This is a genomic window from Bacillus sp. LLTC93 (genome assembly GCF_002993125.1).
Lineage (GTDB): Bacteria > Bacillota > Bacilli > Bacillales > Bacillaceae > Bacillus > Bacillus zhangzhouensis.
Genome location: NZ_PVME01000004.1, coordinates 212,383 through 237,159, shown reverse-complemented (window position 1 = coordinate 237,159; position 24,777 = coordinate 212,383). Strand labels below are relative to the sequence as shown.

General features: G+C 45.9%; 3 protein-coding genes. All 3 read right to left on the bottom strand.

Annotation, left to right across the window (positions count from 1 at the left end; genetic code table 11):
• Nucleotide 1: 1 nt before the first annotated feature.
• The gene (locus C6W18_RS14825; protein WP_105928046.1) at nucleotides 2–10,135 is read right to left on the bottom strand and encodes a non-ribosomal peptide synthetase; all 10,134 of its coding nucleotides are present in this window, start codon (nucleotides 10,133–10,135) and stop codon (nucleotides 2–4) included.
• Between the two features lie 63 nt (nucleotides 10,136–10,198).
• Nucleotides 10,199–14,032 (bottom strand): non-ribosomal peptide synthetase, encoded by a 3,834-nt coding sequence (locus C6W18_RS14820; RefSeq protein ID WP_105928045.1) that lies wholly within the window; start codon nucleotides 14,030–14,032, stop codon nucleotides 10,199–10,201.
• 44 nt (nucleotides 14,033–14,076) lie between these two features.
• Nucleotides 14,077–24,771 carry a non-ribosomal peptide synthetase gene (locus C6W18_RS14815; RefSeq protein WP_105928044.1) on the bottom strand — a complete coding sequence of 3,565 codons (10,695 nt, stop codon included), beginning with the start codon at nucleotides 24,769–24,771 and terminating at the stop codon, nucleotides 14,077–14,079.
• Between the last annotated feature and the right edge of the window lie 6 nt (nucleotides 24,772–24,777).

Sequence of the window (24,777 nt, the reverse complement as noted above, 5' to 3'; positions counted from 1 at the left end):
CCTACATCCAATCCAAAATCTGAATCTTGCTTTTTTCAGTCCAAACGCCGACATCCCCTGTCGGATAGAGGTATTCGCCTGTTTGATGTTTGAATGGATGCGGAATTTTATGCGCCTCCATCCAATCGGCAAGCTCCCCACAAAGTGCTTTTATATCCTTTGCACCGATAAAGATATCCCCAGGAAAGCCTATCGGCATGAGCTGATGCTCATCACTCAGGATATAAATTTCCGTTTCACAGGAAGGATCATGCACACCTGAGTAGACCTCTTCTTGGTCTGGGTACAGCACGCTGACTTGTGCGTTTTTCGCCCAATCGCTGATCATCCGTTCTTTTTCTTCATTTGTCACGATTGTGAAGGAAGAGAGCGGTGTCTCCACTTGTTCTGTCATGGCTTCAAGTGTGTGAATCAGCTGCTGCATCAGTGATTGTATTTGCTTTTCTGTATATTGATTTAAGCGGTATGTGACCCGAAGCTCCAGCGTATCTCCCGGAACAGCCACAAGGGTTAAGTCATAATTCGTTTCTTCATGGCTTGCGATGTCTAAGATGCGTACACCATACGGCTCAATGGATTCAATCGGATAATTTTCAAACACGACAATGCTGTCAAACAATGATTGTCCACTCGGGATATCGGTCATCTGCTGAATATCTGGCAGCACCGTATACTCAAATTCACGCATGTGAAAAACGGTTTCTTGCGTATGTGCCAGCAGGCGGGCGATGGTCCAGTCTGGTGCAATCAGCAAACGGAGCGGCAAGGTGTTAATAAAGAGCCCTGTCATGCTTTCAACCTCTGGTAAGTCCGCTGGCCGGCCAGATACGGTCACACCAAATATGACATCCTCTGAGCCTGAATGAAGGTGCAGGAGCAACCCCCACGCTGACTGTATCAGTGTGCTCATCGTGACCTTCTGCGCGCCTGTCATCTCTTCTAGTTTCTGCTGCATCTGGGGCGTCAGTTTGACACTAACCTGCGTGATACCTGCTCCATGATCCGAAGCCTGCTCACTGTCTCCAGGAAGCAGTGTTGCTTCCTCTACCCCTGACATATAATGTTTCCAAAACGTATTCGCCTTCCCTTGATCCTGCTTTTGCAGCCACTCGATAAAATCTTTATATGGACGTACAGCAGGGAGGTTGATCTCCCGTTCGTCTACAAGGGAGCGATACAGCGCAAAGGATTCTTCAATAAAGCTGAACAAGCTCCAGCCATCTATTAAAATATGATGAAAGCTAAAGACAAACGTGCATTTTCTTTCATCACAATGGAATAATGCAATACGGATAAGTGGTTCATCAATATCTTCTAAATCGAAATCCTTTGAACGATCGGATACTAAATAGTGTTCAATGATCTCCTTCTGATCCGTTTCACTCAGGTGGCGCACATCGTGCTGAGTGAGGTGAATACTTCCTTCTGATTGAATCAACTGGACAGGCTCCTTTAACCCTTCCCAAGCAAATCTTGTCCGCAAAATCGAATGACGTTCTACAAGGAGATTCCATGCTTGTTCATAGGACTCGCCGTCCGTTAAGCCTTCAAGCGTCATATGCACCTGACCAAAGTAAGCTTGTGACGCTTGATCCAATAGTGCATGAAACAGCATCCCTTGCTGCATTGGAGACAGTGGATACACATCGACCACATTGTCTGGAAGCTCGTCTATTTGCTTTTGCGTGAGCTGAACCATAGAGAAATCAGATGGTGTAAAGCCGCCTCTTGCCTCTACACAATGCGTCAGAATGTCCTCCATTTTTTCTTTGAAACGCTCAGGTAACAAGCGCACATCTTCATGCTGGAGCAGCTCTCGATTCATCATAAAATTCATTTGAAGCTGCCCATTGACAACGTATCCGTACACATCAATTAAATGCTGCCTTTCTGCTTTCGGATCGTGTACATGTCCATTTCGTTCATCTGCTAAATAAAGCTTCACCTCGCCATCTGTCTGATCTAACTGTCCAAGGTAATTAAAGCTCATCTGCGGCGCTGCCGTTTTGAGTAAACGAGATTCTGTCATATATTGAAGTAAGCCATAGCCGATTCCCTTTTGCGGCACAGCTCTTAAGGTTTCTTTGACGTCTTTGATTTGTCTTTCAACATCGGTTTTAATAAAAGGAATAAAAATAGGATAAGAGCTCGTAAACCAGCCGACTGTCCGTGACAAATCCATCTGTTCAAATAAATCCTCGCGTCCATGCCCTTCTAACGTGATGAGTATTGGCTTTCCAACGGCTTGCGCAAGTCCTGATAAGAGTAAATCGTTTACCTCTGTTCGGTACGCTTGAGATGCCTGCCTTAGTAAAATGTCGGTTTGTTCCTTCGTCAATTGAACAGACAGGATATCTGCATGTTCTTCTATATTAGAAAGCGCAGGCGTTTGAAAAGGGGAACCCTCTTCCTCTTGATCCGTGATCTTTTCCCAAAAAGGGACCTGCTCTTGTAATTGATCTGTTTGTGCATATTCATATAGTGCATCTGCCCACTGCTTATAGGAGGCGGTTTTCTTTGCAAGTATTATTTCCTGCCCCGCAGCAAGCTGCTTCAGTCCATTTATTACATCTTCTTGTAAAATGCGCCACGATATGCCATCCATGACGAGATGGTGTGCAGCGATGAAAAGCTCTGACGTATCATGACTTGTGTGAAAAAGAATAGCCTTGATCACTTCTCCCCGCTCTAATGACAATGTTCCTTGACAAGCTCCTGTCTCTAATCGGATTTGTTCAAGCGCCTCCTCCTGAGAAACATCCGTCAAATCAAAGGATGTGATACAAGGGGTAATGCCAGGCTCACGAATCGTTTGGACCCACGTGCCATCTGCCTCTTTTGTATATGTCGCTCTCAGCATATCGTGATGATCGGCAACCTTTGAAAGAACCTGTGTTAACTGCTTTAGCGGCACGGACTGCTTGAATTGGAAATGTGCCGATAGATTCCAATAATCTTGGTTTGTCATCGATTGCTCAAAGAACCAAGATTGGATCGGAAGCAGACGAACATCTCCTGTAATAGGTGCCTGATTATAGGACACAGAAACATCTGCCTTTTTCATGACGAGGGCAAGCTGTGAAATGATCTGCTTTTCAAACACATCTCTCGGCTGGATGATGTAGCCTTCCTGCGCTAAGCGTGCCACCATTTGTATGACAATAATGGAATCTCCGCCAAGCTCAAAGTAGTTATCATGTACACCGATGGAAGGAGCGCCAAGCAGCTGAGACCACACCTTTTCTAACACTCGTTCTTCCTCACTGACTGGTCTGTCAATTGGCGTATCCACTTCTTCCTGTCTCCACTCTGGCGGCGGGAGACGCTTTTGGTCTACCTTGCCGTTTGGTGTGAGCGGCAGTTCATCCAGCTCCATCAATAGGCTTGGCACCATATAATCTGGCAGCATTTCTTTTAATGCTTGGCGAATGGCTTGCTGGGTCAATGCACCTTTTTGGACAAAATAACCGATCAAGCGTTTATGACCACTCTCGTGTTGATGCGGGATAACAGCACATTCTATGATGTCCTCAAAGCTCAACATAGCGGCTTCAATTTCTCCACATTCGACCCGGTGTCCGCGAATTTTCACTTGATGATCGATTCTTCCAAGGCAGTCGATGATGCCATTTGACAGCCAACGGCCCATATCGCCTGTTTTATATAAACGCGCTCCTTCTTGGAAAGGATGCGGAATAAATGATTGCGCTGTTTTTTCTTCATCTCCAAGGTAGCCAAGTGCAAGCCCTGTTCCGCCAACGTAAATCTCACCGATGACGCCTTGCGGGACCGGCTGCAGCTGGTCGTCTAGTACATAGGCTTGTGAATAAGTGATTGGCTGACCGATTGGAACCGTAGCCTGACCGTCGTCCAATGCTCGAATGTGATGCACACAGGAGAACGTCGTATTCTCAGTTGGTCCATAGCCGTTTAAAAGCCCTTCAGGCAAATACGGCAGTGCTTTACGGATATGAGCGGCAGACAAAGCATCACCGCCGACCAATAAAGCGTTGAATCCAGATAAGGCTTCTGGATGTTCTTCTGTTAACCGGTTGAACAGCGGCACAGTCAGGAACCCTGTTGTGATTTTGTAAGCTTTCAGCGTGTCAGCCAGTGTATTCATTGATAAAATCGTATTACGATCGGTGAGTATCAGCCTTCCTCCGTTCAGAAGGGCCCCCCATATTTCATACGTAAAGGCATCAAAAGAAAAGCTCGCGATTTGTAAAATGCGCGTATGTTCATCAAGGGTGACATAGTCTGTTTCACATACAAGCCGGATGACCGCTTGATGCGGAATTAGCACCCCTTTTGGCTGTCCAGTCGATCCCGATGTGTAATTGATATAAGCAAGTCCATCAGGGCTTAGGGCAGCAGGGATGACTTCTCCTTCTGGTAAAAACTCTTCATACCCCTCGTCAAGACAAATGAGCTCGGTTTGACTGATCGACACCTTTTTCAGCCATTCGTTTTTTGTCAGCAAAAGCTTAATGCCTGTATCCTTCAGCATATAATCAATGCGTGATTCCGGATATTCAGGATCAATTGGCACGTAAGCGCCTCCCGCTTTCACAATCGCCAGCACACCAAGAATCATTTCAGGCGACCTGTCGATAAGAAGCCCGACGGGTTCATGCGGGGCGACTCCTCGTTGCTGCAAATAAGCGCCAAGCAGATCGACTTTCTCTTGTAACTCGCGATACGTCCACTGCTCTCCCTGGAATTCGAGAGCAACTGCATGAGGTGTCTTTTTCACTTGCGCTTCAAATCGTTCCGTGATCAGAAGTGAGCCTGCTGGTTGATCCGTTTTGCCGCTCCATTCATAGAGCAATTGATGCTTCTCTTTCTCTGGCAGGTAATTCATTTGTCTGATCGGCTGCGCCGGATTTTCACAAATACTTTCGAGCAGCATCTCATAGTAACGGAGGAATCGATCCATCGTGTCTTCAGAAAATAAGTCCGCATCATACTCAAGTTTTAATTGAAGACCCTCAGCCCCTTCAAAAACAAATAGGGATAGATCGAATTTGGCTGTATCGTTATCTTCAATGGCTAAAACCGATGTCGCCTCCCCCATTGGAGATGCTTCCAGCGGTAAGTTTTGCAGAACAAACATGACCTGAAACAGCGGCTGCTTACTGGCATCACGTACAATGTTCAGTTCATCTACCACCATCTCAAACGGCACATCCTGATGCGCATAGGCGCCGACTGTTGTCTCTTTTACTCGCTCTAATAGCTCTGCAAAAGCAGGATTCCCGCTATGGTCGATCCGAAGTGCCAATGTATTCACGAAAAATCCGATCAAATGCTCCATCTCAGTACGATTTCTTCCAGCAATGACCGATCCAATCACAAACTCATCCTGTGAAGACAATCGATGTAAAAGCGTAGAGAAAGCAGAAAGTAAGGTCATATAAAGTGTGCTGTCTGTTTTCTTAGAAAGTGCAGCGAGCTGCTCAGACAACGACTTCGACAATCGATATTTTTTCGTTTTTCCTTTATAGGATTGAACGGCTGGCCGCGGATGGTCATACGGCAATATCAAATCTTCCACAGGTGCCGCAAATTGCTCCTTCCAATAGGAAAGCTGCTTATGCAGCGTCTCGCCTGTCAAATACTCCTTCTGCCATAGCGCATAATCGGCATATTGAATAGGCAGTGGCGGCAGGTGAGGCTCTCGCCCTTTGATCATCGCTGTATACCACTCTGATAGCTCTCGCGCGACAATACCGATCGACCAGCCATCTGACACGATGTGGTGAATGGACATCAGCAGCAAATGATCTGTTTCCGACAACCGAATCAGTTTCACTCGAAAGAGCGGATCATGCTCTAAGCGGAAAGCTGTGCCCGCCTCTCTTTTCGCCCATTCAGACGCTTTTTGTTCTTTTTCTTCCTGTGACGCCAGGTCTGATACATCCACCACCTCAAGCCCTGGTAAGGTCATATGTTCATGAATAATCTGTACCGGTTCATCTCCGCTCATGGAAAAGGATGTTCTGAGCGATTCATGTCTTTGCACCATATGCTGCAAACTGCTCTGAAGCACCTTCACATCTAAAGGTCCATTCATCCGAAAGGAAATCGTATTATTGTAAAATGGAAGATCAGGCTGTAATTGATAGAGAAACCACTGCCTTTGCTGGGCGTAGGACATCGGAATCTCCTGACCCTTTTCCATTTTTCTAATCGGAATCGCTTCATCCGCTTTGGCATGTGAATCAATCCAGTCCGCTAGTTCCCCAAGTCGCGTATGTTCAAAAAGAACAGCGAGCGGCACGTCAAATCCCGTTCTTTGTCTAACCGCAGACAGCATTTGCGTTGCCTTCAGCGAATGACCTCCCAGTAGAAAGAAATGATCACCGCAGCTGATATTTGAGACATCGAGCAGCTCTGACCAAATGTGCGCCAAGAGTTTCTCCGTCTCTGTTTGAGGAGCTCTATCCTCTGAATTCTGTCCGCTTTCTTCTATTAATTCATTGAAAAACGCTTCATCCGGCATCCCGTCTTCTGTTTCTTTCCAACATTCCTCAGGATAGAGATGCACGGAGTATTCACCAGATAGACGAGACTGTAAACACGTATGAATGGAATGATACAGCCGTTCTTCAATCGCCTTTGTTTGATCGGTTTTGAAAAAGACATAAATGGCTTGCTCTTTTTGTATCTCCGCATGCACCATCTCCTCAATCTCTTTCTTCGACCGATCTAATCCCATATACATGAGTGGAGCATCTGTCATCAAACATGCCAGCATCGTCTGGAAGCCCACCTGCTTTGAAATCGGGAGATAGCCTCTTTCTTGTAAAATACCTTTGATCATGGAGCCTTCGCTCATTCCGATCTCGTCCCACATGCTGAAACTAAAGCAATACGGCTTCACTGTAGATGTCAGCTTCTGATAATGAGCAAATTGTTCAACGAACTCATTGGCAGCGCAATAGGCGCCAACGGTCATCCCGCCCTTTAACGTACGTGCTGACGAACTAGAAAGGAATAAGACGTTCTGACGTTTGGAAGCAGCTTCATGAAGTGCAATCGTTCCATATACCTTTGCTTCGTACATGTCATGTAAAGAAACGGACGTCATGTCTGCAAGCAGCTCTTCTTGAATGATGCCAGCGAAATGAATGATGCCATGCAGCCTTTTGCCTCGAGCCACCTCCTGCCTAGAGATGAGGGCTTCAACCTCTTTCGCATCAGTGATATCCACTTTTTCATAAAGAACGGTGCCACCATGGTCTTTCGCCTGTTTCTCTAGTGAAGTCAATATGTCTTGCTGCTCCGCAGATAAAGCCTCTCGCTCCTTTCTTCCAAGTAACACGAGGTGTGCTTGATCAGACTTCAGCAGGTGTTCACTCAGTAAGCTCCCAATTCCGCCAAGTCCTCCTGTCATCACGTAAAGCCCGGATGATTCAAATGGCGGTTTCTTCATCTTTTGTTCTTTTTCCAGATGAAGCGGCGATAAAAGTGGAATATAACGAACACTCCCGCGATAAGCGGCGATATAACTGCGTTTGTCATGTGTGCATTCTGTCATGATGGCTGATGCATGGGAACGGGTTGATTCCAATTCTGTCAGAGAAAAATCAAGACATTGCACCTTGATAAACGGCCATTCATGCTGAACAGATGTCATCAGTCCCACTGTTGTTGCTTTTTCTACATCATGTGTTTGATCTTCCGGCAAATTCATCGCATGAGCTGAGACAAAGGTGATCTCAACAGGTTCCTCATAGACGGCGACCGTTTTTGATAAATATAATGCACTCATGCTGCCAGTTTTCTGTGCTTCTTTCGCCATGGCCACATGAAGTTTGTCTTTCTGATTTGTATAGTTCCAAAGGTGAATGATTTGTTTCACCGAAACGCCATACGAACGGAGCGTCTCAAAGAGTTGTTCGTAGTCAGACGGCCGATTCGGGTGGATGATGAAGTGAGTGTGAGTGAGTTGTGTGAATTCTTGACCCGGTTCAACCGTAATGTATGTTTGTTCACTGTTTGAAAGAGATTTCAACTGATCTGCCAGCCCTAATGCATCTGCAAAGATCACAATGTCCCCTACTATTTGCTTTTCAGCTGCATCAAGCGGAGCAGGTATCCACTCCTTTTGATAGCTCCAATCAGGCAAAGTGTGTTCATTTTCTAGTCTGATGTCCATTTCCTTGATGATTTCATCGAATTCGCCTTCCTGCCATCTTGTCTTGAGCTGCGCCCTTTCTATTTTTCCAGAGCTTGTTTTCGGAAATGCATGCTTCTGGACAGGAATAATACGCGATGCAGACAGACCCATTTTTGTCGCAATATGGGATTTAATGTGCTGACTTGCCCTCATGATATAGGAAGGCTCATATAGCTTCGGTGTAAAAAAGAGAATCAATTCATCGGATGCAGAAGCCTCCATCCGAACGGAGCAAGCAGCCACAAAGCTCGTTTCTACTCCTGGTACTTCCTCTGCAATGGCTTCAATTTCATAGTTGTGATAATTTTTCCCGTTGATGATGATCATGTCTTTTTCTCTACCGGTTAACGTCAGCCTTCCTTCGTGCAGGAAACCTAAATCTCCCGTGTGAAACCAGCCATCTGTTTGAAATACTTCTTGATTCGCTTCATCATTCTTGTAATAGCCCTTCATTGTCGTTAGCCCTTTGATTTGCACGCTGCCAATGTGATCTTCTGGAAGAAGCTCCTGCTGATGATTGACGATGCGAATCGTGATACCTGGAATTGGTCTTCCCAGCTCTGTAAAGCTGACGGTTCCTGTCTCACGCGCCTCAGCTGGTCTTAGCTGCTCTGTCAGCGATGTTTCTTCAAAGGTCAGTACCCCGCTGTTTTCATCTCCCCGCTCAATCGCAAAAGAGAAGACAACCGCTGATGAGATTTCAGACATACCGAAAGCCGGCCGGATGACATCTCCCTTTAAGCCGTGCGGAGCCAGCAAGTGTAAAAACCGGTGAATCGTCTTCGGTACGACCGCTTCTGCCCCATTGATCATGCAGGTCATGGCAGAAAGATCCCAAGACCCTGAAGAAATTTCTTTCTCATAATCATTGATCATCGCAAACGCGAAGTTAGGCGCCCACGTCTTCGTTGCACGGTAGCGATCCATCCAGTCAAGCCAGCGCAACGGCTGAGCGATGAAATCATCTGTTCTTGCCCGAATTTGCTCACAGCCCGTGTACACATTGACAAGGTGAAACATGACAATACCGCCAATATGGTCTAAAGGCATCCAGTCTAACGAGACATCTTCTTGTGTAAATTGATTGGCTGCCACCGTTCCTTTGACATTCGCAAGCACACTTCTATGAGAATGCTCTACGCATTTTGGCATCCCTGTACTTCCAGACGTTAAGATAAAAAAGACGGAATCATCTGGCGCCGCGGGATAAGCCCCTGTATCTCTTTCTAAAGAAAGCATCGGCTCGACTGCTGCTACACGTAATTGATCTGTATGCCACAGCAAAGCTAAGCCTTGTACCTCTTCGATCAATGTGTCATCTGTTAAAATAAGCGGATGCTCTAGCAGCTCCCATGCATGATGGAGCTTCTTCACTGCGGCATTCATCTCCCGGTAGGTCGGAGCAGCCGATACAAGTGTCGGAACAAATCCGCCTAACACACATGCCCAAAAAGCAGTCACCATCGCATGATTCGATGAAAATTGAAAGAAAACAGGATCACCTGCCTTTAGACCCAGCTCCCTTAAACCCGTCAGAACCCGCTCGGCGTCTTCCTTTAACTGCGAGTAGGATTGCGTGAGTTCGTTCTCACTATTCACGATATAGGTGAGTCCATTTGTCGTTTTTGCAGCCTCTGTTAAGACGTCCTGCAAGGTCTGTGCTCCTGTTGTGATATCTATTTCCCCGCCATAGGAAAGGGCGGGCGGCATGTCCGCCAAAGCAGGCGCAGCCGTTTGCATGTGTATCGATTCAGCTGCGGCCTCCTGCTCAAAATGATTGTCGAGAAATAAATGAGAGAGGTGATATGGCCGCGGTCGAATGGTTTTTTCACGCGAAAAAACAGCGAAGCGTTCAATTTCGTTGGTTTGTAAAATGGTTGTCTTTACATCTTGTAAAATGGCATCCATTGATTCATATAGACTCGATTGGTTAATGGTTGATGGTTTCATATGAGTTCCTTTCCTTTTTTGTCAATCAGGGCTGCAGGACTGCACCCCTGACTAACCTAAAGTTTACAAAACTGGTTCTCTATCTTTTTGATTGAATATCCTTTTGATCAGCTGTGCATTTTGGGCTGCACATTCTTTATGCTTGAACATTTGAGCGTGTTGACCGTAGCCTTGATATTGGCTATAAACACCGGTCGTCGCATGCGCCCAATTTTCCATCCAGTCCGGAATCTCAATTCGTTCTTCAGATTGGATAAAATAAATATCTGCTTGTATCTCTCCTTGATTCACCCCCTTAACAAATGTTTCATAGTAGGCCCGCGTCTTTTGAGCAAGCGCTTCTTGGACGAGCTCCGCATGAACCAATTCACTTTGCTTCGACTGTTGAACGATCACTTCTATATCGTCATCAATGGATCGTCCTTCTAAGTCACTTTCTCCGATTTTCTTATAGGAGTCGATCATGATGACCTTTTCGACTGTACGCCCCGCTTGTTCAAGCGCTTGAACGAGTTCAAAGGCGAGGTAGCAGCCGCCAGAGTAGCCCATTAAAGTCAGCGGTCCTTCTGGCTGAAGGTGCTGAACATGCTGAGCGTACTGCGACATTCGGTTATCCGTTTCGATAAAATCAAAAGCAATGAGACGCACATCATCGAGCGTTTTTGCTGCTTCCTGATAGATGAAACCGTAGCCCGGTAATGGCGGTAGAGCAAAGACGGTTGACGATTGAGATTCATTGAATACAAGATAGCCAGCGGCTTCCTGGTCCTGCTTTTGAATATAACGACTGATCGCTTCAATCGTTGGCGTCTCAAACAGCAAGTGAATGGGCACCTGGACCTCGAATTCCTTACACACTTTGGACAAAAGTGACATCGCTTTTAAGGAATGTCCGCCAAGCTCAAAGAAATGGTCATCCGTGCTAATATCATCTCGTTCAAGCACTTCCCGCCACATCACGAGTAGCTTTTGTTCTACTTCGTTTACTGGCAGCTTCACATGGCGCTTTCCTTGCGGCGCCTCAGGCTTTGGCAGCTGGCGTTTATCAACCTTTCCGTTAGTCGTGAGCGGAAGGTTATCGAGTCTGATTAGCTCATGAGGCAGCAGATAAGCAGGAAGACGCTCCTTCAGCCCAGACTTGATCACATCGAGCTTGTCCTTCCATTCATCCTCACATGTGATATAGGCGAGCAGTCTTGTATGATTTGTTTCATCATGGTCAGCTATGAGTGCAGCTTGTTTTACACCTGGATGTACAAGAAGATGGGCTTCAATTTCTGTTAGCTCAATTCGGTGTCCACGAATTTTCACCTGATCATCTACTCTGCCTGCATACTCAATCAGACCGTCTTCTCGAAAATAAGCTAGGTCTCCCGTTCGATACAGCCTTTCCCCCGCAGCAAATGGATGCGCGATAAAGGCTTGTTTTGTCAGGTCCGGACGATTCAAATACCCCTTCGCTAGTCCTTTGCCGCTAAGACAAAGCTCTCCGACCATGCCAATCGGCTGAAGCTGTCCTTGCTGACTCAATATATAAGCACTCGTCTGATTGAGCGGCTTCCCGATTGGAATAGAACGTGCCTCTACCGGTATGGCTTCATCTACAGGATAATAGGTGGCGAACACTGTTGATTCGGTCGGGCCGTATACATTAATCAGTCTGCCTTGCCCCATCACATCAAAGGCTTTCCTTACATGCTGAACCGATGCCCGCTCCCCTCCAAATAGCACCTTACGCACACCACGCATCCAGTCTGTCCCTTCATCAACGAGAAGATGGAATAATGCCGTTGGAACAAACATGACAGAAATGCTTTCTCCTCTAATCAGCTCGGTCAGCTCGCGCATGTCTAAAATGGTCTCTTTTTTCGGGAGTACGAGCTTCGCACCGTTTAAAAGCGCACCATATACATCAAATGTAAAGCCATCAAATACGCTATTAGATAACGACAGCAATGTATCTGTTTCTGAAATGGTTAAGTAATTCGTATTTTTGACCACCCGGGCAATATTGGAATGGGTCGTCATGATGCCTTTTGGCTGTCCCGTTGTGCCAGATGTATACATGATGTATGCCGTATCATGTAAACCTGCTTCAAGCGGTAGATTCTCCGAGCTCATCAGTGAAATTTCCTGATCATCTGCAAAAAGATACGTGCCATCAAACGCGAGTGTCTTCGCCTGACTAATGAAGGTTGAGTGAGTCAGAAGATGCGTCGCCCTGCTGTCTTTCAGCATATATTGAATGCGGCTTTCCGGATAATCGGGATCAATTGGCACATAGGTTGCGCCTGCTTTTAAGACAGCAAGCAAGCTGACAATGAGTTCAGACGTGCGATCCGCTAAAATGGCGATGACCGTTTGATGTGCCACCCCATATTTTTGTAAATGCCTTGCCAATCGATTGGCCTGTTCATTCAGCTCCGCATATGTCATCGTGTGCTCTCCCGTTGATAAAGCCACCGCATTCGGCTGTTTGTGGACATTATGCTCAAACCATTTAGACAAATAGAGCTGATCATGCTCAAGCTCAGGTGCATTCCATTCCTCAAGAATCAGCTGCTTTTCCTGCTTCGTCACGAGAGTAAGTGTATGAACCGATTGATCTGGATGCTTGATCGCCTCTTTCATCAAAACAATCAGCTGCTCCTTTAACCGGTGGACAAATGCAGGGTCAAATGCTCTTTGGTTAAAGGCTAGCTTCAATTGCAATTGTTCTCCAGGCGAAGCAAGCAAATTGAGATCATAGTTCGATTTTTCATATACATTCATTTCTTCCACAGTAAACCCTAGCAGAGCCTCTTGTTCGTCCTTCTTTGCAGCTGGGACATTCTCAAACACCACAATATGATCAATGAGTTGCTGCTGACCTGCCTTTGCCTGAATATCATAAATCGGGATATATTGATGCAGTTCTGCCGCAAGAGACTGCTGCTGTGTGTCTGATAATAGAGAACGAAATGTCATTTGATCTGTCAGCTGAATTCTTCTTGGGATGACATTGATGAACAATCCAACCATCCTGTCAACGCCCGCCAAATCTGCCGGACGTCCTGACACAACCGTTCCAAACAGCACATCGTTTGACCGCTGATACCTGCTCAGCAGAATCGACCAAACCGATTGAAGCGCACTGCTTAACGTAGCGTTCTGCTGCAATGCTAGCTCTGATAAAGCAGCCGTTTCTTTTTGGCTCATCGACCATTCGATTTCGCCTAATTCATGCTCGTTTGTTTGTTTTCGTTGTTCTTTAAAGGTCGATTGTCCATCAAACCCTGCTAATGATTGCTGCCAATATTGAAGTGACGCTTGTTTATCTTGTTTTTCCAGCCATTGAATATATTCTTTATACGGCTTGACTGGTTCCAGCCTGTAAGGGATGTCATGCAAAAGTGCATGGTAAATCGCAAATAACTCCTGCACGACAAGTCCAAAACACCAGCCATCTAGCAGGATATGGTGATAGCTCCATATCCAGCGATAGCTAGCAGGACCCGTTTGGAAAACGGATGCCCGCATGAGAGAATCCTTCGAGAGGTCAAAGCCTCTCAGTTGATCTTTTTGTTTGAAAGCCTCAATACGCACAAGCTGTTCGTCTTCAGAAAGATCCTGCATGTCCACGACATCAAGTGTAAAAGGACGTTTCTTCAACACAACTTGAACAGGGCGCTTCACTTTTTCATGGAGAAACACGGTACGAAAAATATCGTACCTTTCCACGATGATATTCATGCTTTTCTCAAGTAAGTCATGACGAAGTGTGCCCTTCACGTTCATATCCATCTGCTCTACATAAAAGCCCTTTTCTTGATGATGGAGGGTATGAAACAGCATTCCTTCTTGCATCGGTGACAGATAATACATGTCTTGAACTTGATCCCTTTTAAATTGACTCATCTATTTCACTCCTCCTTCCCTTTTTCATGACTGATCTAGTAGTGTTAGGTCAATTTCTCCTCAAGCATGTCAAAAATGTCGTCCATCTCATCCATTTCAAGATCAGCAGCAGAGAAGTCACTTGGCGTAAACTCTCGCTCATGACGCGCTAAGCAATGCGTGATAATGGATTGAATTTTTTCCTTTAGCAATGCCATGAACTGCTGAATTGTCTGTTCTTCATATTCACTTGCACAATAGGAGCACGACAGAATGAAACGATTATGTTGAACAAGACCACTGAGGTTCAGCTTATAAACAGCTTCCGAATCTGGGCTTGCTTGGCGCCCCATATCATAGGCTGACGGCCTAAAGAGTTCTGTCGTCACTTCTTGATCAATCTGCCCAAGATAGTTCAAGCTGATTTCAGGATGTACGTGTTGTGCTGATGGCTCCGTTGCTGTCACGTATTTTAAAATGCCATAGCCAATTCCTTTATTCGGCACACGTCTCAGCATCTCTTTCGTTCCTTTAATGGCATCAGCTATTGTCTGACCCTGCTTCGCTTCAAGAACGACTGGATACATACTCGTAAACCATCCAACCGTGCGGGATACATCTAACCCTGATAAAATATCCTCTCTTCCATGACCTTCGAGCTGCACATGTACATGAGATTGACCTGTCCATTCCTGAACGGCAAGGCCAAGAGCACACAGGAGAACATCGTTTATTTCTGTTGTGTACGGAAGGTGAATATCGGTCAAAAGATGCTCCGTTTCTGTTTCTGTCAGCTGCATTTGGACCGCTTTGGTTTGAGCGACTTTTCTTCCTTTCACTTCATGATCAACAGGTAAAGTGGTAAATGGCATGCTGTCAATCTCTGTCCAATACTCGTGTTGGCTTTTTAATGGCTGTGACTGTGCGTAGCGCTCTATCGCCTCTGCCCATTCTTTGAAGGAGTGGGTTTTTGACGGCAAAACAAACGTTTGTCCTTGTTCTGCTTGCTGATAAAGGGACATAAAGTCCTCTAGTAAAATTCGACATGAGACACCGTCAATGACAAGATGGTGGGTCACCATGAGTAGATGATCACCGTTTTCTGTATGGAAACAAATCACTTTCATGAGCGGACCTTTTTCGAGGTTCAGCTGCCGCTGATACTCATTGGCATATATGGAAATGGCCTTTTTCACGTCCTGCTCTTTTGAAACATCACAAGAAATGATCGAAAACGGTTCTGTGAGCTCCCGCTGATTGTATTGCAGGATGTCACCATGTTCCTGCCTGTATACCATACGCAGTGCATCATGATGTGAAATCAGTTTTTGCAAGACTTGTTCTGTGATTGCCAAGTCAAACCCTTTTGGCGCATGAAGCATCATCGAGAGATTCCAATGGTCCTGACTGCTGAACTTTCGCTCAAAGAACCAGCGCTGAATCGGTGTCAACATGACTTCCCCTTCAACTGGTGACTGGTTGGCTTTCATTTGATCAGCTTCTTCGATATATGGGCGGAGCTCGGCAATGGTCGGGTATTGGAATAATTGTTTCATATCAAGCTTCCAGCCCGCTTGCGTGAGCCTGCTTGCCATTTGGATGCCTTTAATGGAATCTCCACCTAGGAAAAAGAAGTGATCGTGAATGCCTACCTGACTCACGCCGAGCACGTCTGCCCAAATGTCGCAAAGAAGGGCTTCGATTTCATCTCTTGGCGCTTCGTATGCTGTTTGATTCGCCTCTATATCGGGAGCTGGCAATGCTTTCAGATCGACTTTGCCATTTGCCGTCATTGGAAATTGGTCGAGATGGATGATCCATGAAGGCACCATATAGTCTGGCAACGTTCGTTTTAGACTTTCTTTCAGGGCTGTCCTTTCTTCATCGGTGATGACATATGCGACAAGCGAATCTTGTTCGCTCGTATCTTTGACTGTTGTTACAACTGCCTCTTTGACTGCATCCAGCGCAAGGAGCTGGGCTTCAATTTCCGATAGCTCTATACGGAAGCCGCGAATGTTGACCTGATGGTCTTTTCTACCGAGGTAGATCAGCTCGCCATCCTCTGTCCATTTCACCAAATCTCCTGTGCGATACATACGCTCGCCTGGATAAAATGGGTCTGGGACAAATCGTTTGTCCGTCTCCGCCGGGAGATTCCAGTAGCCTCTGGCCAGTCCTTTCCCCGCAATGACGAGCTCACCCGGTACACCTGGCGGCGAGAAGTCATATAACGAACCCAAAATGTAAAAACGGGTATTGGCAATCGCTGTTCCGATAGGAAGCGTGCCTTGATATGGATCGATGATACCGCTTGTTGCCACGACCGTATTTTCAGTCGGACCGTAGTTATTCACTAGTTTGTATCGAACCGGCTTCACCTGTTTCAGCTTGTCTCCACCTGTCAGTAAGTAGCGCAGAGAGTGATTGTCCATCGACATAAACTGCTCACATAGCTGGGTCGGTAGGAACGCAATGGTGATGCCTTTTTCATTGAAATACGTATTGAGCTTGATCATATCGAGGCGAATCGCTTCGTCGATGATGTGCAGCTCTGCGCCGGCAATCCACGTTGGGAACATCTCCCAAATGGAGGCGTCAAAGCCAAAGCCGGCATATTTGGCGGTTCGATCTTCATTCGTCACCCGGAAGGCATCATTATGCCAGAAAGCAAGATTCACAAGTGACTGGTGCTCGACCATGACACCCTTCGGCTGTCCAGTCGTTCCGGATGTGTAAATCATATATGCGAGATCAGTTGGTTTGACATCAACCTGAACGTCTTGTGCTTTTCCTTCTGCGGCATCTTCTATAAACAGAACATGACCTGTGAAAGAAGGTGGTGCATTGAGTCCTTTTTGGATAAGAAGCATCTCTGCCCCGCAGTCTTCCAGCATGAACGCAATGCGCTGCGCAGGATAATCGGCATCAATCGAAACGAATGCCGCACCAGCCTTGAGGACGCCAAGGACGGCGGCCGTCATGTGAAGGGATGGGCGGGTGAGAATGCCCACTCGATCTCCTGATTTTGTGCCGAGAGAGATGAGTTTCTGAGCGACTCCATTCGCCCTATTGTTCAGCTCTTCATACGTCCAGCTTGTTCCGCAGAAGGTCGCCGCTTTTTGATGAGGTACTCCATGTGCCTGTGCCTCAATCAGGGCATGAACGGTTTGACCTGTGGGAACGTCAAGGTTAGGCCCTGACCATTCATTGATCAGTTCTCGTTTTTCCTCTTCAGTTAATATAGATAGCGCTGAAATTGGCTGATTCAGCTTAGCCAGCATTTCATCTATGATTTGTTCAAAGTATCGACTCCAGCGCTGAATGGTACTCTTTTTAAACAGTGCTGCTGCATATTCAAAGCGCAAGCCCACTTGATCTTGTTCTTCAAATATACCGAGTGTTAAATCAAATTTTGCATGTACCGTGTCCTGCTGTTTTTGGGAGAGCTTTAGTCCATTCAGTTTCGGTAACGTCAAGTCACGGTCATCTGTTGTCAGCATGACACTAAACAATGGATTGCGGCTCGTGTCTTTCGAAAGATCTAACTGTGCCACCAATTCCTCAAACGGGAATCCTTGATGTTCATAGGCTGATAGGTTGCGATCTTTCATTTTTTCAAGCAGGTGCTCGGCGGTTTCTTCTAGCTGCAATTCATTTCGAAGGGCCAGTGTATTCACAAACATGCCTGGAATCCGTTCGAGTGAAGCATGTGTACGTCCTGCTGTCACAGCGCCTATCACAATATCTGTCTGCCCAGTTAATTTATGAAGGAAAATGGCAAACGCGGTTTGCATCACCATGTTCAAGCTCACACCTTTTGCAGCCATGAGCGATTTGATGGACTGCGCCTTTTCAGCAGATAACCATCTATCGACTCGGTCTCCTTCAAATGACTGAACACTAGGACGCGGGAAATCAAGCGGAAGCGCCAAATCTTCTGGAGGCTGTGCATATTGCTTCAACCAATAATGCCTTTCTTTTTCAAGCGATGTTAGTTGCTTTTCCTCCTGCTGCCATACTGCATAATCCTTGTAATGCAGCTGAACCGGTGGTAACGCCTTTTTCTCATACAGCTGCGCCAATTCTTGAATGAGCAGACTGCGCGTGACACCATCTGCAATGATATGGTGCATATCCATCATGAACACATGTTTCTCATCAGAAAGCTTTGCCACTTTCGCTCTCATTAATGGTGCCTGATGTAAGGAGAATGGTGTGATGAATTCCTCTACGACAGATTGCTCTTGACCACTCTCTACTTCAACAATCTCTAACGTAAACGGTACTCGGCGATATACTTTTTGAACTGGTACACCGTCAATTTCCACAAAGGCTGTCCGCAAAGATTCATGTCTTTCGATTAAAGCTTGAAGCGCTTCTTCCAGCTGCTGCAGATCAAGGCTTCCTTCCATCATTAAAACGGCTGGCATATGGTAGGTGACTGCTTCTGGATGCAGCTGCTGTAACACATACATACGCTTTTGTGCAGAAGACACTGGATAGAAATCTTGCTTTTCCGCTGGCTGAATGGATGTGACAATTGAAGAATCCGTCTCTTCCAAATATGCCGCCATCGCCCGTATGGTTGGCTTTTCAAAAAGGATCTTGAGCGGCACATGCTTGTTCAGCTTGGCTTGCATTTTCGAAATGAGTACCATGCCTTTGAGGGAGTGACCTCCTAATTCAAAGAAATGGTCATGAATACCGATTTGTTCAACCCCAAGAGCATCTGACCAAATGTCACAAAGCGTTTGCTCAAGTGCCGTTTCTGGTGCTACGTGCTTCGCGCGGTTCATATGCATCTCATGTGGAAGCGGCAGAGACTTCGCATCCACCTTTCCGTTTTGTGTAAGCGGAATGTGATCCACTTTGACAAAATAGGTTGGAATCATATAATCCGGCAGTGCCTCCGCAAGCTTTTCTCTAAACATCAGCGTTCCAATATGTTCAGGCGCTGTATAATATAGCGCCAGCTCAGGCAAACGGGACAGGTGAATCACTTTGACATACACTTCTTGAAGGGTTGAAAGTGCACGCGCGGCATGCTCAATTTCTTGTTTTTCAATTCGGTAGCCGCGGATTTTCACTTGATCATCTACTCTTCCAAGAAACTCAATGTCTCCATTTGCAAGCTGTCTGACCAAATCCCCTGTCCGATACATCTTCTCTTGAGGGAAAAATGGATTTTCAAGAAAACGTTCTGCTGTCAATTCAGGCTGATTCAAATACCCTTTCGACACGCCTTCCCCAGATATATAAAGCTCTCCCGGTGCGCCATAAGGGACAAGGCGCTGCTCTCGATTGCATACGAGCGCTCTTGTGTGAGCAATTGGCTGCCCGATCACAGAGCGTTCCTTCAAAGCGCCCAGCTCATGCGGTGTGATCAGCTTGGTCACTGTTCCGATGGTGGTCTCTGTTGGACCGTAATGGTTCATCACTGCCACGCATGGATGCTGCTTCATAAATGTCTCAACATCCTCAGGTACAATGGGTTCTCCTCCAAGTACAACAAGGCGTAAAGCAGCAAATTCATGATTCTTAGTATCTGCCATCATATGAAATAGGGATGGTGTCATTTTGATATAAGTCAATTCTTGCTCATCAATGAAACGTATGAGACGCACAGGATCTGTGTACACGTCTTCACGAGGAACATAGAGTGTACCTCCTGCTTTTAAAACAGGGAAAATGCTTGTGTAACCGAGATCGTATGCATAAGAAGAAAGAAGTGCAGTTCGATCACATTCTTGCAGTGTTACCGCATTCGTCAGCCAGTTGACATAGTGTGATAGATTACGATGCGTAAGCTGTACACCCTTCGGCTTCCCTGTTGTACCAGATGTATAAATCACATAAGCCAGCTGATCAACCGATACATCCGGCAGATCTAACGAATGGTTTTGGTGCACTGCTTTTTCGACATGTACCACTTGAAGAGACTGCTGATCCTTATAGGAATTGGTATGCGTCTCATTTGTGACGATGACTTGTGCACCTGAATCTTCTAATGTATAGCGGATACGTTCAGCAGGAAAAGCCGGATCAATTGGTACGAATGCACCTCCTGCTTTCATCACACCGAGCATTGAGACAATGACATAAACAGAGCGATCAAGAATGAGCGCCACTGTACATTCTTTCTCTACGCCTCGAATCTTCAGTTCACTGCTAAGTGCATTTGACATGTCCTCAAGCTCGCAATAGGTGAGCTTCCTTTGATCATCCATGACCGCAATGGCATCTGGCGTTTCCTTTGCCTGACGTGAGAATTGGATATGAAATGGCTCATGACGATTCGTTTGCCCTTCATCTTTTTTCTCCAACCGCTCCATTTGCTCATGCTGGTCCAGTATATTGAGCAAGCCGATCTGTTCATCCGGATGGTGGATCGCCTCACGAATAATCGCCAGAAGATGAGTTCCTAACCGGCGGACGGTCTCCTCTTTAAATAATGCCGTTGCATAGTCAAGGCTCAGTTTTAATTCTCCATCACGTTCAAATGCCTCTAGAGACAGATCAAATTTGACCGAGCGATGCTGAATGGCATAAGGCGATATGTCAAGATCACCAAGCTTTAAAGCCGGAACCTCCATGTTCTGCATATTAAATGAAACACTAAAGAGCGGGCTCCGAGTTGTATCACGGTCTAGCGGAAGACGCGCAATTAACTCTTCGAGTGGATAGCTTTGATGTGCGAAAGCCTCGACACTCGTTTCTTTTAATTCTTCAAGCAGCTGTAAAAATGATTTGGTTTGTTCTGGTTTCCCGCGCATCGCAATGGTATTGATGAACATTCCCGGCATGTCCTGTATATCAGGGTGTGTCCGCCCTGCAACAGGGGAACCAACGATGATATCTTCCTGCCCACTATAGGAAGCGAGCAGCACTTGAAATGCAGATAACAAGAACATATACAAGGTCGTATCTGTTTTCTGAAGCAATTCATGAATGCGCTGAGTCGTCACTTGATCACAGCCAAACATTACTCGTTCTCCGGAAAAATCACGTTCGGCTGGACGCGGATAGTCTGTTGGTAAATCTAAAACCGGTAATTCTCCTTCGAATTGCTTCAGCCAATACGCTTCATGCTCCCGCTGTTTCTCCGTCTCTTCTTCACTTAACTGCCAGACAGCGTAATCTTTATAATGGATGGCTCTTTCTGCAAGTGCTTCTCCATCATAGGCCTTCGCCAAATCTTGAATGAACGTCTTCATGGAGCTGCCATCTGTAATGAGATGATGTGCTTCCAATACTAGAAGGTGACGGTTTTCATTGACTTTCAACAGCTGTGCTCGTAAAAGTGGTGCGGATGTCAAATCAAATGGTGATTGACGTTCAGTAAGAAACGCCTCTGCATCTTCTTCCTTTATGTCATGGACAGGAAGGTCAAATGCAGTACGTTCATGCACCCTTTGTACAATGTCTTCTCCATTCATATGAAAACTCGTTCTTAAAATTTCATGCGTTTGGATCAACTGATCAAACGCTGAGCTAAGCCGCTGATGATCGAGTACACCTTCTAGTGTTAATACGATCGGAATATGATAGTTCGTGCTGTCCGGTTCGAGTGTCTGTAAAATGTATAAGCGACGCTGAGCTGGCGACACAGGATATTCTTCGGCCTGCGTTGCTGGCAAGATTGGATGTCCTTGTTCTTCTTGATTGTCCTGCTCGATATATGCCGCAAGTGAACGAATCGTTGGCTTCTCAAAAATCACTTGAATTGGGACTTCCTTTTGAAACACCTCTTGAATCTTTGCTGACATCATCATCGCTTTGAGAGAATGTCCGCCAGCCATGAAGAAATGCTCATCTACTCCAATCGTTTTCCCAAGGAGCTCCTCCCAAATTTGAGCGAGTGCCTTTTCCGTTTCGGTTTCAGGTAGAATGATCTTAATCTCTTCACGATGCGCTTCGTCTGGCTTTGGTAAGGCTTTTCGATCTACCTTTCCGTTTGATGTAAGTGGAAATGCATCCAACTTCATCACATGGTGCGGCACCATATAAGCTGGTAGCTCTTGATTGAATAAAGCCCTCACCTCTTCTTCTGTCATAGTACCTGTGAAGTAAGCGGTGATTTCCTTTTCATCTGCACAAGACTCATGGACGAGCACAACCGCATCATCTATTTCTGCTTCTTGCTGAAGCACCGTTTCAATTTCACCGAGCTCAATACGGAAGCCGCGAATTTTCACTTGATCATCTGTCCGGCCGAGGAATTCGATCTGGCCATCCGCTCCATACCTAGCCAAATCCCCTGTTCGATACAAACGTCCTGCCGGCTTAAATGGGTCTGCCATAAATACTTGATTAGTCAAATCCGGAAGATGGAGATATCCTCTTGAGACACCATCACCGCCAACATACAGCTCTCCAGGCGCCCCAATTGGCTGAAGTCTTTGATAGTCATCTAAAATGTAGGCTGACGAATGATTGATCGGCTGACCAATTGGGATTGTGCCCATTTCATTCCCTCTCACCTCGTAAATGGTCGAGATCGTTGTATTTTCTGTCGGGCCATATGCATTCAGTAATACAAGTGCTGGATGATTCTTTTTCACAAGCTCTGCACTCTTCACATTGATCACATCGCCGCCTGTGATTAATGTGGTTAATCCTTTGAACATCTGCGGCCGCTGCTGAGCCAGCTGATTAAATAATCCTGTCGTTAAAAAGAGCGCCGAAATCTGATGTGTTTGAATAAATTGTTCGAATCGATTGATATCCAGTAAAGTATCACGGTCAACAGGATATAGCGTTGCACCACCCAGCAGCGTGGTGAAGATTTCAAAGGTAATGGCATCAAAGCTGACTGCCCCTGTATGCGCCATACGATCCGAAGTGTTCAAACCTAATTTTTCCTGAGAACATGCTAATCTCACAATATGCTGATGCTCAATTTGAACACCTTTTGGTCGTCCAGTTGAGCCCGACGTATACATGATATACGCCAACTGAGAAGGAGACGTCTGAGCTAATATGTCCACGTGTGAGCAATTAGACGTTTCTGTCACATGAACCGCCTTGATGCTTTCATAAACTGGCGGCTGACTGTCAGCATAAATCAAAAGCGATACGCCGCTGTCTTCAAGCATAAATTGGATTCTCTCCTCAGGCTGGGATGGATCAATCGGTACATAAGCAGCCCCTGCATGAAGAACCGCTAAAATGGCGATGACCGCATCTGCTGATCGGTTCATATACACTGCGACAGCATCCTCGGGCTGTACACCATTTTCAACCAGACTGCCAGCTAATCGATGGATTTCTTGTCCAAGCTCCTCGTATGTGAATGCTCGATCTCCTTCGACTAATGCCAGATGGTCAGGCTGCGCCTTGATGCGTTCCTTGAGAAGCTCAGGAATGGACAGGTGCTTCGGATAATCTCGCTCTGTTTTGTTCCACGCTTCAATCTGCTGTTTTTCTTCTTCTGTGATACATGTCACTTCATGAAGGCGTACTTCAGGGTTTTGGATGATTTGCTTCATGAGATTCGTTAGGTGTTTAGATATGTTTTCAATGACCATTTCTTCAAACGCCTTGGCATTGTATTTGATTTTTAATGTCCACGTTTTACCTGGATATACAAGGACATTCAGATCGAAATTCGTTTGTTCAAATCCGTCCTTTACATCAATCGAAAAACCAAGACGTGCAGACATGGTGTCACCAGATAGTTCCTGATCTAAAGGATAATTTTCAAATCCAACCAAGTGATCAAATAGCTGTCCTCCAGCAGCTGTCTTTTGCTGAATGTCATAAAGCGGCATAAAATCATAGTTTTCCGCTTCAAGTGCATGCTGCTGAACCTTTTGAAACAGCTGTTTGAAGGTCTGCTCCTGATCCAACGTCACCCGGACTGGTATCGTATTGATAAACAGCCCTGCCATGCGCTCAATCCCTGACACACTTGGAGGCCTTCCCGATACGACCGTTCCGAATGTGACATCATCTTCCGCATGATATGTGCCTAAAAGAACGGACCAGACAGCTTGAAACAGGTTCGGTGCTGTCACTTGGCATTGTCTTGCTGCATCCTGAATGGCTTGTACCATGTCAGCATCCCATGTGAACGTCCATTCCTGATGATCGTATTGTCCGTTCGCCTCTTTTTGCTGCAACAGCCCTTGATGCTGAACAGCACCGTCTAGACGCTTCTTCCAATAACCTTCCGCTTCTTGTTTGTTTTGCTTTCCAAGCCAATGGATATAGTCTGCATAAGGCTTACCTTGTGAGCGGTCAGGCGTTCGGCCGTTTCGATCAGATTCATAGTAATGAAACAGTTTTTTCATCAAAACACCCATGGACCAACCATCCATGATGATGTGATGGTTGCTCCAAATGAGATGCCAGTTTGTTTCATTTAGTTGAAAAACAGCGACTTTCAACAACAGATCATTCGTTAAGTGAAATCCTTGTTTGCGCACTTGCCTCTTATATTGATCTAATACCTTTTGCTGCTCCATCTGATTCAGATGAGATAGATTCTCTCTATACACATCTAAATGACGTTCAGCTAGTACAACCTGACGAGGCTTTTGTAATTGCTGATAGACAAAGGCTGTACGGAGAATGTCATATGTTCGTATAAGCTCATTGAGACTCTTTTCAAAAAGATCGAGATCAAACTCTCCGCTTATTCCCAGCTCAAGCTGTGTGAAATAAGAGGAGGAATTAGGGTCTAGCATGGCATGATACAGCATGCCTTCTTGCATTGGTGTTAAAGGATATACCTTTTGAATTTTCTGTTTGCTCATAGTCCA